12 protein-coding genes are annotated in these 13,663 nt (G+C 70.3%); 5 read left to right on the forward strand and 7 right to left on the reverse strand.

Translation table 11 applies throughout. The features are described 5' to 3' along the window. Positions 1-108: 108 nt before the first annotated feature. The 6 genes from rplI to AC1DXJ_RS05500 all read right to left on the reverse strand — a co-directional run bounded on the left by rplI (position 109) and on the right by AC1DXJ_RS05500 (position 5,750). Positions 109-555, reverse strand: a complete 447-nt coding sequence (gene rplI, locus AC1DXJ_RS05475) for a 50S ribosomal protein L9 (protein ID WP_477614195.1) — start codon at positions 553-555, stop codon at positions 109-111. 26 nt (positions 556-581) lie between these two features. Beyond that, complete coding sequence (gene rpsR / locus AC1DXJ_RS05480; RefSeq protein ID WP_056884210.1) at positions 582-818, reverse strand: 30S ribosomal protein S18; 237 nt, start codon at positions 816-818, stop codon at positions 582-584. A 169-nt stretch (positions 819-987) separates the two neighbouring features. Then, the gene (locus AC1DXJ_RS05485) at positions 988-1,545 is read right to left on the reverse strand and encodes a single-stranded DNA-binding protein (RefSeq protein ID WP_477636490.1); all 558 of its coding nucleotides are present in this window, start codon (positions 1,543-1,545) and stop codon (positions 988-990) included. A gap of 88 nt (positions 1,546-1,633) precedes the next feature. After that, the gene (gene rpsF, locus AC1DXJ_RS05490; RefSeq protein WP_056921396.1) at positions 1,634-1,921 is read right to left on the reverse strand and encodes a 30S ribosomal protein S6; all 288 of its coding nucleotides are present in this window, start codon (positions 1,919-1,921) and stop codon (positions 1,634-1,636) included. A 182-nt stretch (positions 1,922-2,103) separates the two neighbouring features. After that, positions 2,104-3,558, reverse strand: a complete 1,455-nt coding sequence (locus tag AC1DXJ_RS05495) for a glycosyltransferase 87 family protein (protein ID WP_477636491.1) — start codon at positions 3,556-3,558, stop codon at positions 2,104-2,106. Further along, positions 3,555-5,750 carry a transglycosylase domain-containing protein gene (locus AC1DXJ_RS05500; protein ID WP_477636492.1) on the reverse strand — a complete coding sequence of 732 codons (2,196 nt, stop codon included), beginning with the start codon at positions 5,748-5,750 and terminating at the stop codon, positions 3,555-3,557. The genes AC1DXJ_RS05495 and AC1DXJ_RS05500 overlap by 4 nt, the downstream gene beginning before the upstream one ends. Positions 5,751-6,017: 267 nt before the next feature. Between AC1DXJ_RS05500 and AC1DXJ_RS05505 the strand changes: the two genes are divergently transcribed. Continuing rightward, entirely contained in the window at positions 6,018-6,632 is a 615-nt protein-coding gene (locus tag AC1DXJ_RS05505) for a PadR family transcriptional regulator (protein WP_477636493.1), read from the forward strand. Positions 6,633-6,645: 13 nt separating this feature from the next. Continuing rightward, the gene (locus tag AC1DXJ_RS05510; protein ID WP_477614200.1) at positions 6,646-7,737 is read left to right on the forward strand and encodes an inositol-3-phosphate synthase; all 1,092 of its coding nucleotides are present in this window, start codon (positions 6,646-6,648) and stop codon (positions 7,735-7,737) included. A 161-nt stretch (positions 7,738-7,898) separates the two neighbouring features. Here the strand turns inward: AC1DXJ_RS05510 and AC1DXJ_RS05515 are convergent, their stop codons facing one another. After that, entirely contained in the window at positions 7,899-9,362 is a 1,464-nt protein-coding gene (locus AC1DXJ_RS05515) for a CCA tRNA nucleotidyltransferase (RefSeq protein WP_477636728.1), read from the reverse strand. Between the two features lie 110 nt (positions 9,363-9,472). On the opposite strand from AC1DXJ_RS05515, the gene AC1DXJ_RS05520 reads away from it, so the two are divergent. The 3 genes from AC1DXJ_RS05520 to murJ are packed head-to-tail and all read left to right on the forward strand — an operon-like array spanning position 9,473 to position 13,649. After that, on the forward strand, positions 9,473-9,967 hold the full coding sequence (locus AC1DXJ_RS05520) for an NUDIX hydrolase (RefSeq protein WP_477614201.1): 495 nt from the start codon (positions 9,473-9,475) through the stop codon (positions 9,965-9,967). Beyond that, entirely contained in the window at positions 9,967-12,009 is a 2,043-nt protein-coding gene (locus AC1DXJ_RS05525; protein ID WP_477636494.1) for a DUF6049 family protein, read from the forward strand. The genes AC1DXJ_RS05520 and AC1DXJ_RS05525 overlap by 1 nt, the downstream gene beginning before the upstream one ends. Continuing rightward, a complete protein-coding gene (murJ, locus tag AC1DXJ_RS05530) occupies positions 12,006-13,649 on the forward strand; it encodes a murein biosynthesis integral membrane protein MurJ (protein WP_477632857.1) in 1,644 nt (547 codons plus the stop codon). Before AC1DXJ_RS05525 ends, murJ begins: the two co-directional genes overlap by 4 nt. The last annotated feature ends 14 nt before the right edge of the window (positions 13,650-13,663 follow it).

Consider the following 13,663-nt stretch of genomic DNA (forward strand, 5'->3'; position numbering starts at 1 on the left):
TCTCGCACGGGGCCACCCGCGCCCGAACGGACCCCGAAAGGCTGCCGGGCGTGACGAAGGCCCGGCCCCGCCGTGCAGCGGGAACCGGGCCTTCGTGCAGCGGCTGGGTCAGCCGGCGACGACGTCGAGCGTCACCTTGGCCTGCACCTCGGGGTGCAGGCGGATGAGCGCCTCGTGGCTGCCGACGGACTTGATCGGGGTCGTGACCTCGATCTTGCGCTTGTCGAGCTCCGGGCCACCGGCCGCCTTCACGGCGGCGGCGATGTCGGCGGTCGAGATGGCACCGAACAGGCGACCGGAGCCACCAGCGTGGGCCACGACCTTGACGGCCTTGGCCTCGAGGTTGCCCTTGATCGACTTGGCCTCCTCGAGGGAGTTGATCGCCCGGACCTCGCGGCCCTTGTTGATCGAGTCGACCTGCTTCTGCCCGCCCTTGGTCCACGCGGTGGCCAGGCCACGGCGGAACAGGAAGTTGCGGGCGTAGCCGTCCTTGACGTCGACGACGTCACCGGCGGTCCCGAGGCTGGAGACCTCGTGGGTCAGAATCACCTTCATGGTTCAGATCCTCCTAGCGCCCGAGCTCAGCGGGACGAGCTCGAGTAGGGCAGCAGCGCCATCTCGCGGGCGTTCTTGACCGCGGTGGCAATGAGTCGCTGCTCCTGGACGGACACACCGGTCACCCGACGCGCGCGGATCTTGCCGCGGTCGGAGATGAACTTGCGCAGCAGCGCAGTGTCCTTGTAGTCGATGTTCTCGACCTTCGCCGCCTTCAGCGGGTTGGCCTTCTTCTTGGGCTTGCGCACAACGGGCTTGGCCATCGTGGTGCTCTCCTTCTGCTGAGAGTCTCAGCGGATGAGCCCTGGTCTCCCAGGGATGGTGTGTTTCACGTTTTCTGGATGATGCTGTTCAAACGGTGGGTATGCCGCGTGGCCGGCTTCCCTGCGGAAGCTCACCACCCGGCATACCGAGTGATCTGTCTGTGACCGATCAGAACGGGGGCTCGTCGTAGGACGGCGCGCCGCCGCCCCACCCGCCACCCTGCTGGCCGCCACCCTGGGGTGCCGACTGCGGAGCGGACTGCTGGCCACCGGACGGGCCGGTCGCCCACGGGTCCTCCTGCGAGCCACCCTGGCCACCACCCTGGCCGCCACCTGAGAAGCCGCCACCACCCGCTCCGCCGCGCTGGGTCTTGTTGACCTTCGCAGTGGCGTAGCGCAGGGACGGGCCGACCTCGTCGACCTCGAGCTCCATGACGGTGCGCTTCTCGCCCTCTTTGGTGTCGTACGAGCGAGACTTCAGGCGACCGGTGACGAGCACGCGAGTGCCGCGCTGCAGCGACTCGGCGACGTTCTCCGCCGCGTCACGCCACACCGAGCAGCGCATGAACAGCGTTTCGCCGTCCTTCCACTCGTTGGACTGCCGGTCGAACTGCCGCGGCGTGGAGGCCACGGTGAAGTTCGCGACGGCAGCACCCGAGGGGGTGAAGCGCAGCTCAGGGTCGCCGGTGATGTTGCCGATGACGGTGATGATGGTGTCGCCAGCCATGGAGCAGGTCCCCTGTTCGTTTGGGTCAGGTCTGGTCGAGCAAGCTCTTCAGAGCCGGCTCAGTGTTCAGAAACAGATCGGGTGCAGCTCAGGCGCCGGGGCGCAGGAGCTTGGTGCGCATGACCGACTCGTTGAGGCCGAGCTGGCGGTCCAGCTCCTTGGCCGTGGCCGGCTCTGCGGTGAAGTTGACGACGGCGTAGATGCCCTCGGCCTTCTTCTTGATCTCGAACGCCAAGCGACGGCGGCCCCAGATGTCGATGTTGTCGACGGTGCCCTTGTCCTTGGTCACGACGGTGAGGAACTTGTCGAGCGACGGCGCGACGGTCCGGTCGTCGAGCTCGGGGTCGAGGATGACCATGAGTTCGTACTGACGCATGCTGATAACCCGCCTCCTTTGGTCTATGGCGGTCACGGTCTCTCCGTGACAGGAGGGTTGCAGTGCGATCCCCTGCGAAGCACCGTCGAGGTGCGCCGCCGGGGAACCTGGAACAGAGTACCGGGACACAGGGACATCGACCGAATCGTTGTCCACAGGCCCCGATTCCGGGCGGGCGCCCCTCAGGCGAGGCGGACGAGCAGCTGGTCGGGGGCGTCCGTGAAGTCGCCGGCCAGCTCGTCGACCACTGCGTCGGAGTCGTCGGCCTGGTCGAAGTCCCGGAAGTCGTCCTTCGGAAGGTCCCCCGTGTCCTGACCCCGCAGCTCCTCGGCGGAAGAGACCTCCGGGGCCTCGGCGCGCTGAGCGGCGGTGTACCAGACCCGCCACACGAGGTAGCCGACGGCGAGGACACGGAGGGTGAGGGTCACGGCATACCAACCGGCCGGGAGGCCCCGGTCGGGCTTGGACAGGCCGGCGACGTAGAGCCACACGGCGACGAAATGGAGAGCCTCTGCCCCTGCCCACAGCAGGTGGTCCCGCCAGCGGAGCCCGCACAGCGCCACCAGCGGCAGCAGCCAGAGGGAGGACTGCACGGGGAAGGTCTTGCCGGCCAGGAGGGCGAGGGCGACCAGGACGAGGGCGACCTCGGCCAGGGTGGGCCGACGTCGGGTGCTCAGCGCGAACATCGCGCCCGTCAACGCGGCCAGCACCAGCCCCACCACCGTGAGCAGGGTGCTGACTCCGGCGGGGAGGGGGTGACCGACCAGGTCGGGCACCATCCACAAGGAGCCCAGACCGGCGGGGCTGTCCCACCACTTCTCGTACGACACCACGATGGCGCCCGGGTTCGCGACCAGGAACGGCAGCAGGACCACCCCGACGGCCCCGGCCGCGGCGGCCAGCGTCCGCCCGACCGCCTCGAGGCGGCCGGTGCGCAGCCCGAGGACCACGAGGGCCAGCAGGATCAGGACGGGGTAGGTCCGGGCGGCGACTGCCAGGCCCAGGAGGGCACCGGCCAGCGCGGGGCGTCGCCGGCTCCAGGCCCAGATGCCGGCGCTGGCCAGAGCGACCCCGAACAGGTCGGGCGACAGCATGGCCGTGAGCAGCAGCACGGGGCTGAGCGCGACCTGCGCGGTCTTCGCGGAGTGCCGCGGACGCGAGGCGGCGGTGAGGTAGACGATGGCGATGGCGAGGCCGGTGCCGAGCAGGGCCCACAGGGCGAAGTACCACCGGGTCTGGTCGAGGAACGACCCGTCCGGCACCAGACCTCCCACCCAGGCCATCACCGAGCCCGTGAGCACCGGGTGGTCGGCCTGCGCACCGTCACCAGCGAGGTAGGACGTCAGGCCGTCGTCGAGGTTACCCAGCTGGTAGAGCGCCGGCAGGTCAGAGAAGCAGGCGTGCCAGAACTGGTCCGAGCCGGTCCAGCCCTTCTGGATGCAGTGGGCGCGCTCGGCGACCGACAGCGACATGGTCGCAGCCGTCGCGACGAGCAACGGCACGACCGTGGCGACCCACGAGACCGCCCGAGCCGAGACGTGCCGGCCCAGTGGCCCGCCGGCGACCGCCAGCGCACCACCGGGCAGGAGGTCCGACGTCGAGGAGACGTGCGGCGCCGGGTCGTGCGGCCGGGTCACTGTGTCGTCGGGGGTGGTCCGCCGGCGCCGAGCGTGATCGTCGTCGGCGGTGGAACCGTGGCCGTCGGCTTGCCCGTGCCCTTGGTCTTGGTCGGGGTGGGCGTCGTCGTCGTGGTGGTCGGCGTGGTGGTGGTCGTCGTGGTCGTCGTGGTGGACGTCGTCGTCGGCGGCGGGGTGTAGACCTTGTCGTCACCGAGGCCGGCGCGCTTGGGGAAGTCGACGACCTTCTGGCCCTTGAGCGCCGCGGTCATGAAGTCGGTCCAGATGTGCAACGGGACGGTCGCGCCGGTGAGCTCCCCGACGCCGGGGATGTTGTTCATCGACAGCTCCTCACCCTTGGGGCCGCTGCTGTAGATGCCCACGGCGGTGGCCAGCTGCGGGGTGAACCCGTCGAACCAGGCCGCCTTGTTGTCGGTCGTGGTGCCTGTCTTGCCTGCGACGGGCCGCCCGAGGTTCTGGGCGTAGACGGCGGTGCCGTCCTTGACCACCTGCTCCATGGCATCGACCGTGTCGGCCGTGACGTCCTTGTCGAAGGCCGCCTTCTTGACCGGCTTGGCCTTGTAGTTGAGGTCGCCGGGTCCACCCTTCACGGAGCGGATGTAGTACGGCGTCACCCTGGTGCCCTGGGCCGCGATCGTCGCGTAGGCGTTGGCCATGTCCGTCACCGTGACGTGCGACGTGCCGAGGACGTTGGCGTAGTTGGTCCCGAGCCCCTTCTGCGGCAGACCCGCAGCGACCGCTGCGTCGCGGGTGGCCTTGGGCCCGACCTTGATGTTGAGCTGCGCGTAGACGGTGTTGACCGAGTGGCCGGTGGCCGTCCGCAGGTCGATGTTGCCGAACTGCTCACCCGAGCCGGGCCCGAAGTTGCGGACGCCGCCGCGGCGCAGGAAGTCGGTCTTCGCCGCGGAGTCCTCGAACTCCTTGAAGTACTGGGGGCTGCGGCCCTCGAACTTGGTCTTGGTGCTGATCGGCTGGTCCTGGGACAAGGCCGCCAGCAGGGCGAAGATCTTGAACGTCGACCCGGCCTGCATGGTGGCCTGGGTGGCGGTGTTGAACTGTTCCTTCTGGTAGTCGGAGCCGCCGTACATCGCGACCACGGAGCCGTCCCCGGGCTTGATCGAGGTCAGGCCGACCCGCAACGACGACGTGCCCTTGCCCTTGGGCATCCGGGCCTTGACGGCGTCGACGGCGGCCTTCTGGGCCTTCTGGTCGATCGTCGTGACGATCCGGTAGCCGCCCTTGTCGATGTCGGTGTCGGTGAGCTTGAGCTTGGCCTTCAGCTCGCGCTTGACCGCGTCGGTGATGAACCCGTTCGGTCCGGCGGCATTGCGGTTCGGCTGGTACTTCACCAGGGACTTGGTCGGGAACTGTGCCTCGGCGCGCTGCTGCGGCGTCAGCCAGCCCTTGGTGACCATGCCATCCATGACGTACTTCCAGCGCGCCTCGGCGTTGGCCTTCTGGGACTCCCCGAGACCGGGGTCGAAGAACGACGGCCCCTTGACGACCGAGGCCAGCAGGGCGCCCTCGGACGGCGTCAGCTTGGACACGTCCTTGTTGAAGTAGGCCTTCGACGCCGTCTGGATGCCGAACGCCCCGCGGCCGTAGTAGATCGTGTTGAGGTAGTTCTCGAGGATCGTGTCCTTGGACTGCTGCTTGGCGATCTTGATGGAGATGATGATCTCCCGGCCCTTGCGCGACAGCGTCTGGTCCTGGGTCAGGAAGTAGTTCTTGACGTACTGCTGCGTGATCGTCGACCCGCTCTGGGCGGTGCCGCCGGACAGGGTCGTCCAGGCACCCCGGAGGATGCCGGTCGGGCTGATCCCGGAGTTCTGGTAGAAGTTGCGATCCTCCGCAGCCAAGTGGGCCTCCTGCACGGCCTTGGGCACCTGCTTCAGCGGCACGGACTCGCGGTTGACCTCACTGATCCGGTCGATCTCGGTCTTGCCGTCGGCGTAGTAGATGATCGATGCCTGCGCAGCGGCCAGGTCGTTCGGCTTGGGGGCGTCGATCATCGAGTAGGCGACGAAGAAGCCGATCGCGAGGAGCAGGAACCCTGCCAGCGCCGTGAGGCCGAGCCACTTCGCCCACCGCCTGCCGGCGCCGCCCTTGGGCCGGGCCGTCTTGGCTGCCTTGGCTCGGCGGGTCTGCCCCGCCTTGGCCTGGGCTCGCGTCTTCGGACGTGGGGTACTCATGTGACCTTCCCGATCGGCATACAGCTGGCGCAGGCACCGACCCTCGGGCCGCCCTTGCGCGCAGTCAAGTGGCCCTCAGTATGACTGGCGGACTTCTGAATCGTGCATTCGGTGTCCCCGGTATGCCGGCTGGCCGGCTGTTCGGGCTGGGTTCACCAGATATATCGGCTCGATATATCTGGTGTACGCTTACCCAGTCGTCGAAGCCACGAGGACACCCACGGGCGAGTTCCGTCCGCCGATCGCGAAGGGAGGTGCTGACCAGTCATGAGCCGTCGTTCCGAGCTCCTCGAGTTCGCCGTTCTGGGCCTCCTGCACGAGAGCCCCATGCACGGCTACGAGCTGCGCAAGCGCCTCAACGCGGCGCTCGGCGTCTTCCGCGCCCTGTCCTACGGCACGCTCTACCCCTGCCTGCGCGGGCTGCTCGACCAGGGCTTCATCGCCGAGGCGGTTGGCACTCAGCACGCGGCCACCTCCGGGTCCAGGCGCGCCCGCATCGTGTACGAGCTCACCGCGGACGGCAAGGAGCACTTCCAGGAGCTGGTCAAGGAAGCCGGGCCGACCGCGTGGGAGGACGACACCTTCGACGTCCACCTGGCCTTCTTCGCCCGCACCGAGGCCGAGGTCCGGCTGCGCATCCTCGAGGGGCGCCGCAGCCGGCTGGAGGAGCGGCTGGACAACATCCGCACCAGTGCGGCCAAGAACCGCGAGCGCTTCGACACCTACACGACCGCTCTCGAGCGGCACGGCCTGGACTCCGCCGAGCGCGAGGTCCGCTGGCTCAACGAGCTGATCACCGCCGAGCGCAACGTCCCCGCTTCGGTCACCACCAAGAGCACCACCAGCAGAACCCCGAAATCCACCACCCCCAAAACCCTCTAGAAGGAGTATTCCCATGGGATCCGTTCGCGTCGCCATCGTTGGCGTAGGCAACTGCGCCAGCTCGCTGGTGCAGGGTGTCGAGTACTACAAGGACGCCGACCCGGCTGGCAACGTCCCCGGGCTCATGCACGTCACCTTCGGTGACTACCACGTCAAGGACGTCGAGTTCGTCGCCGCCTTCGACGTGGACGCCAAGAAGGTCGGCTTCGACCTCTCCGAGGCCATCGGCAACTCCGAGAACAACACCATCCGCATCGCCGACGTGCCGCCCACCGGCGTCACCGTGCAGCGCGGTCACACCTACGACGGCATCGGCAAGTACTACGCCCAGACCATCGAGCAGTCCGACGCCGAGCCGGTGGACATCGTCCAGGTCCTCAAGGACACCAAGGCCGACGTGCTCGTCTCCTACCTCCCGGTGGGCTCCGAGGTCGCCGACAAGTTCTACGCACAGTGCGCGATCGACGCGGGCGTGGCCTTCGTCAACGCCCTGCCGGTCTTCATCGCCTCCGACCCCGAGTGGGCCGCGAAGTTCGAGGCCGCCGGCGTGCCGGTGATCGGCGACGACATCAAGAGCCAGGTCGGCGCCACCATCACCCACCGCGTGATGGCCAAGCTGTTCGAGGACCGCGGCGTGACGCTGGACCGCACCTACCAGCTCAACGTCGGCGGCAACATGGACTTCAAGAACATGCTGGAGCGCGAGCGCCTCGAGTCCAAGAAGGTCTCCAAGACCCAGGCCGTGACGTCCAACCTGACCGGTGCCCTCGCGGGGCTGACCGACAGCCGCAACGTCCACATCGGGCCGTCCGACTACGTCGCGTGGCTCGACGACCGCAAGTGGGCCTACGTGCGCCTCGAGGGTCGCGCCTTCGGTGACGTGCCGCTCAACCTCGAGTACAAGCTCGAGGTCTGGGACTCCCCCAACTCGGCCGGCATCATCATCGACGCCATCCGTGCGGCCAAGATCGCCAAGGACCGTGGCATCGGCGGCGCGCTCATCAGCGCCTCGTCCTACCTCATGAAGTCCCCGCCCGTGCAGCGCGAGGACACCGAGGGCCGCACCAAGCTCGAGGCCTTCATCGCCGGCACCGAGGAGCGCTGACCCAGCGCCCCAAGCCACACGGCATACGAGAGGGGCACCTTCCGCATCACGCGGGAGGTGCCCCTTTTCGCGTCCCGCCTCGGACTTGTTGCGCGCAGGTCGTCACCGAACCCCCGAAACCGGGCCACGGTGACCACCGGGACGCAACACGTCGGGGTGGGTCAGCTCGACGGGGGTTGGCTCGAGTCGGCCCGGCTCGACTCCGGCTGCTGCGCCCACCAGGCGCGCAGCTCCTGCTCGGCGGCGTCGCGGCCGATCATCCCCCGGTCGAGGCGCACCTCGAGCAGGTGGGCGTAGGCCCGGCCGAGCACGGGGCCGGGACGGATGCCTAGCACCTCCGCGATCTCGTTGCCGTCGAGCTCGGGCCGCACCTTGGCCAGCTCCTCGGCCTCCATCAGCGCCTCGATCCGGAGCTCGAGGGCGTCGTAGGTCTGCGAGAGGCGTGCCGCCTTGCGGGCGTTGCGGGTGGTGGAGTCGGAGCGGGTCAGCCGGTGCAGGCGCTGGAGCAGCGGCCCGGCGTCCGTGACGTAGCGGCGCACGGCGGAGTCCGTCCAGGCGCCGTCGCCGTAGCCGTGGAACCGCAGGTGCAGCTCGACGAGGCGCGAGACCGCCTTCACGGTGTCCTTGTCGTAGCGCAGGGCCTTGAGCCGCTTGCCGGTGAGCTTGGCGCCGACCACCTCGTGGTGGTGGAACGAGACGCCGCCGCCGGCCTCGAACCTCCGGGTCGCCGGCTTACCGATGTCGTGCAGCAGCGCCGCGAGCCGCAGCACCAGGTCGGGGCCGGGCACCGAGGACTCCGGCCCGCCGGGGGGTCCCTCGAGCGCGATCGCCTGGTCGAGGACGGTCAGCGAGTGCTCGTAGACGTCCTTGTGGCGGTGGTGCTCGTCGATCTCGAGCTTGAGCGCCGGGAGCTCGGGCAGCACGTGGTCGGCCAGCCCGGACTCGACGAGCAGTCGCAGTCCCGCGCGGGGTGCCGGAGCCAGCACCAGCTTGGTCAGCTCGTCGCGGACCCGCTCGGCCGACACGATCCCGATCGATCCCGCCATCGCCGTCATGGCCGCGCTCACCTCGGGGGCGACGTCGACGCCGAGCTGCGCCGCGAACCGGCAGGCCCGCATCATCCGCAGCGGGTCGTCGCCGAACGACACCTCCGGTGGCCCCGGCGTGCGCAGGCGCCGCGCCGCGAGGTCGGCCAACCCGGCATACGGGTCGACGAACTCCATGGAGGGGAGCCTCATCGCCATCGCGTTGACGGTGAAGTCGCGCCGCACGAGGTCGTCCTCGAGGTTGTCTCCGAAGGCGACGACGGGCTTGCGGGTCTGGCCGTCGTAGGCGTCGGCCCGGTAGCTCGTCACCTCGACCGTGTGCTCGCCGCGACGCGCGCCGATGGTGCCGAACTCGCGTCCGATGTCCCAGTGGGCGTCGGCCCAGGGCTTGAGGATCGCCAGCGTCTGGTCGGGAGTCGCGCTGGTCGTGAAGTCCAGGTCCGGCGAGAGGCGGCCGAGGAACGCATCGCGCACCGGGCCCCCGACCAGGGCCAGCTCGTGACCCTGCGCCACGAACAGGTCGCCGAGCTCGGTCAGCAGCGGCACCACCGGCGCGAGGTGGGCAGCGGCCCGCCGCATCAGCTCGGGCAGGAGCACTGCCCGGGTCTGGGAGGGAGGGCCGGTCTGCGGCTCGCGGGGATCGGCGGTGGACACGGAGGTCAAGGGTAGGCGCTCGTTAGAGTGGCACGGTGACCTCCCCCGCTCGCGACCCCGAGAGGCTGGTGCCCCAGCGGCCCCGGCTGCCCGCGGTCGAGGAGCGGTCGGCGGGCGGGATCGTCGTCGACGTGCACGAGGGCGTCGCCCGGATCGCCGTGATCGCGCGTCGCAACCGGGCCGGCCGCATCGAGTGGTGCCTGCCCAAGGGGCACCTCGAGAACGACGAGACGCTCCAGCAGGCCGCCGCCCGTGAGGTCGAGGAGGAGACCGGCATCGAGGGCCGCGTCCTCACCGAGCTCGGCACCATCGACTACTGGTTCGCCACCGACCAGCGCCGGGTGCACAAGTTCGTCCACCACTACCTGCTCGAAGCCACCGGCGGTCACCTCACCATCGAGAACGACCCCGACCACGAGGCGATCGACGTCGCCTGGCTGCCCCTGCGCGAGGCGCACGAGCACCTCACCTTTCCCAACGAGCGACGCATCGCGAGGCAGGCCTGGGCGCGTCTGGCCGGAGACGGGTGATGCACCGCGCATCCGTATGCCGCGTGCTCGCCGCGGCCGCGCTCGCGCTGCCCACGTGGGCGGCCGGGTCCGGGCCTGCGTCGGCAGCGGGCGTCGACCTCGCCCTGTCCGCCGTGACCCCAGCCGTCGTGATGGGCGGCCAGGACCTCGTCGTCACCGGCACGGTGCACAACGACGGCACCGGCCCGCTGAACCGGCCCACCGTGTCCGTGGTCATGCCCACCGCCGACGCCGCCCTGAAGTCGACCCGCGAGGCCGTCCAGGCCTGGGCGGCGGCGACCGGCCCGGCCGAGGGAACCGTCATCGCCCAGACCCGGCTCGCCGGTGCCGTGCCGGCGGGCGGGACGGCGTCGTTCTCGCTCACCGTTCCCCGCCTCGCCTCGCTGGGGGGCGCGGCGTACGGCGCCATCCCGCTCAGCATCCAGACCGGCACGTCCAGCGTGCGGACCTTCGCCGGCTACCAGCGGACCAAGCAGTACGAGCCGATCTCCATCAGCTGGGCCGTGCCGCTCACCCTCGACCCCGACCCCAACCTGTTCGGTGGCCGGGGAGCGAGCCGCGAGACCGCCTGGGGCGAGGCGCTCGCCGAGGGATCCCGGGTCAACCGGGTCCTTGACGCGACCCAGGACGCGCCGGTGACCTGGGCCATCGACCCCACCCTCCTGCCCGGCCTGCTGCCCGCGGGCGTCGACCTCGGCGGTGAATCCACCCAAGGCGACCAGGAGACGGCGATGCGCGCCGCGACCCAGGCCCGCATCACCGACGCGGCCGCGCGGCATACCCCGTGGGTGCTGCCGGACACCGACGCCGACCTCGCGGCGGTCGCCGGGGCCAGCACGGGCCAGTCCCTGATGCGCACCCTGGTGGGGCGCTCGCAAGCGGTGGCCGAGAAGCTGGGCGGCCGCGCGGACGTGGCCTGGCCGGCCGACGGCGGTTACACCACGAGCCGCGAGACGGCCCTGCGCCGGCTCTTCCGCGTGCCTGCCCTCGCCGGGCAGGTCACCTCGGCCGCGGTGCTCAGCACGCCGGGGTCGGCCGCGACCCCGGGTTCGGCGCAACGCAGCACCACCGGGCTGCCGCTGCTGGCCTACGACGACGCCTTGAGCGCGCTGCTGCGGCGGACCACCTCGGCGGCGGAAGGCGTGCTGAGTACCCAGCAGTTCGTCGCGGACTCGGTCGCGCTGCTCAACGAGCTCCCCGGCACGCAGGGGCGCTCGGTCCTCGTGGCGGCGCCCCGTTCGTTCAACCCCGACCCGACCGCTGCCCGGGCCTTCCTCTCCGCCACCGCCAGCATCCCGTGGCTCACCCCGACGACGACCGGCGACGTGCTGGCCAGGGCCAGGCGCGCCGTGGGCACTCCAGCCGCCCCGGTCACCCGGCCCACGGTCGCGCCCAGCGGCGGCCGGGCAGTCCTCACCAGTGCCCGGATCAGCCAGCTGGAGCAGACCGTCCGCACGGTGCGCGGTGTCGCCCAGATCCGCGACGACGGCGACGAGTTCCTGCGCACCTGGACCCGGGCGGCCGAACAGCTCGCCTCCACCCGCTGGCGAGCCGCCCCGACCGCGTGGGACACCCTGAGCGGCCGGGTCACCCAGGCCGCCAGGCAGACGACCACGTCGGTCAAGGTGTCGGCCAGCACGATCAACTTCCTCGCCGACTCCGGTCGGCTGCAGATCACCGTCACGAACGACCTGGCCGTGCCGGTCGAGAACGTCAAGCTCACGGTGGAGGCCTCCAACCCGCGCCTGCGGATCGACAGCCAGCCCGCCGTCCTGCGGATCGGCCCCAAGAGCAGGGCCACCGTGTTCGTGGGCGTCACGGCGCTCGCCGCGGGCTCTGTGCCGCTGCGGACCACCCTGACGACGCCGGACGGCACCGTCATCGGACAGGGCGCCGACGTGCAGGTCCGCGTCACGCCCACGGGCAACTGGGTCTACTGGGGGCTCGCCGCCGTGGGCGGGCTCATCCTGCTGCTGGGTATCGTGCGCACCGTCCGACGTCGCCCCGGCGCCCGGCTCCCCCGAGAGGCCATCCCCGAATGAGCGACGCCACCACCGGCAACGAGCGCAGCCTTGCCCGGTCGAGCGCCGTCATGGCCGCCGGCACGGTCGTCTCGCGGCTGCTCGGGTTCGCGCGGGCCTCGATGCTCGCGGCCACCGTGGGCATCGCCCTGGCGGCCGACACGTTCCAGGTCGCCAACACCCTGCCCAACCAGTTCTACCTGCTGCTCGCCGGTGGTGTCCTCAACGCCGTCCTGGTGCCCCAGATCACCAAGGCCGCGAGCCATGACGACGGCGGTCACGAGTTCGTCAACCGGCTGCTCACCCTCTCGATCGCCCTGCTGCTGGGCGCCACCATCGTCGTCACGGCGGCCGCGCCACTGCTCGTCCGGCTGTTCTCCAACCGGTGGGACGCCACGACCCTGGGGCTGGCCACCGCGTTCGCCTTCATCTGCCTTCCGCAGGTCTTCTTCTACGGCCTCTACACCCTGTTCGGCCAGGTGCTCAACGCGCGAGGTCAGTTCGCGGCATACATGTGGGCGCCGGCCCTGGCCAACGTGGTCGCGATCGGCGGGCTGCTCTGGTTCGGCGCGGCCTACGGCAAGGACATCAAGGTCGAGAACTGGTCCGGCACCATGATCTGGCTGCTGGCGGGCACCGCGACCCTCGGCGTCGCAGCCCAGGCACTCGCGCTGTGGCTCCCGCTGCACCGCAGCGGTTTCCGGTATCGACCCGTGTGGGGCTTCCGCGGCGTGGGGCTGCGGTCCGCCTCCAAGGTCGCGCTGTGGACGTTCGCGGCGGTGGCCGTCAGCCAGCTCGGGTTCATCGTCACGTCGAAGGTCATGACCCGGGCGGGCGACCTGCTCGACGAGCGCGGTCAGGTCGGCGCGGGCGTCACTGCCTACGGGCTCGCCTTCCTGCTGTTCATGCTCCCCCACTCCCTGATCACGGTCTCCCTCGTCACCGCCCTGTTCACCCGGCTCTCCCAGGCCGCGCACCGCGACGACACGGTGGAGGTGGTCGCCGACCTCGGCCGGGGCATCCGGATGCCCGCGGTGCTCCTGGTCCCCGGCACCTTCCTCGCCCTGGTGCTGGGCGCCCAGGCCGTGCGGGTCGCCTTCCCCGGCAACGACCACGCCGAGAGCCTGGCGATCGCGCACGTGATGATGGCGATGATGCTGGGACTGGTGCCGTTCGGCTGGCTCTACCTCGTGCAACGCGTGTTCTACGCCTACGAGGACGCCAGGACACCGTTCCTGCTGCAGGTGGTGGTGACCGTCGTCGCCACCGCGGTGAACATCACGGCCCTCACCGTGGACCCTGGGCGCGCCGGCATCGTCGTCGGCATCGGACAGACGCTGAGCAACCTCGCCGCGGCCCTTCTGGGGTTCATGCTGCTGCGTCGGCGGCTGGGCCTGCTGCGGCTCGGATCGAGCATCCGCACCTACGTCAGGCTCGCGCTGGCCGGGCTGCTGGCCGCCGCGGCCACGGCCTTCATGCTCGTTGGTCTCGAGGGTTTCGGCATCGACGGCGAGCGCTGGTCGGGCGCCCTCGTCGAGATGGTGCTGGGTGGGGTGCTGTTCCTCGTCCTGTGCTTCGGGACCGCCCACCTGCTGCGCGTCGAGGAGGTCGGCCAGCTGTTCGAGCCCGTGTTGCGCCGCCTGCGGCGCCGCCCGTCCTGATCGGGCACGCCCTA

The sequence above is a fragment of the Pedococcus sp. P2_D9 genome, assembly GCF_056404275.1.

Coding starts and splice junctions, on each gene's coding strand:
- rplI (WP_477614195.1), bottom strand. CDS start 555: ATGAAGGTGATTCTGACCCACGAGGTCTCCAGCCTCGGGACCGCCGGT.
- rpsR (WP_056884210.1), bottom strand. CDS start 818: ATGGCCAAGCCCGTTGTGCGCAAGCCCAAGAAGAAGGCCAACCCGCTG.
- AC1DXJ_RS05485 (WP_477636490.1), bottom strand. CDS start 1,545: ATGGCTGGCGACACCATCATCACCGTCATCGGCAACATCACCGGCGAC.
- rpsF (WP_056921396.1), bottom strand. CDS start 1,921: ATGCGTCAGTACGAACTCATGGTCATCCTCGACCCCGAGCTCGACGAC.
- AC1DXJ_RS05500 (WP_477636492.1), bottom strand. CDS start 5,750: ATGAGTACCCCACGTCCGAAGACGCGAGCCCAGGCCAAGGCGGGGCAG.
- AC1DXJ_RS05505 (WP_477636493.1), top strand. CDS start 6,018: ATGAGCCGTCGTTCCGAGCTCCTCGAGTTCGCCGTTCTGGGCCTCCTG.
- AC1DXJ_RS05510 (WP_477614200.1), top strand. CDS start 6,646: ATGGGATCCGTTCGCGTCGCCATCGTTGGCGTAGGCAACTGCGCCAGC.
- AC1DXJ_RS05515 (WP_477636728.1), bottom strand. CDS start 9,362: ATGCGGCGGGCCGCTGCCCACCTCGCGCCGGTGGTGCCGCTGCTGACC.
- AC1DXJ_RS05525 (WP_477636494.1), top strand. CDS start 9,967: ATGCACCGCGCATCCGTATGCCGCGTGCTCGCCGCGGCCGCGCTCGCG.
- murJ (WP_477632857.1), top strand. CDS start 12,006: ATGAGCGACGCCACCACCGGCAACGAGCGCAGCCTTGCCCGGTCGAGC.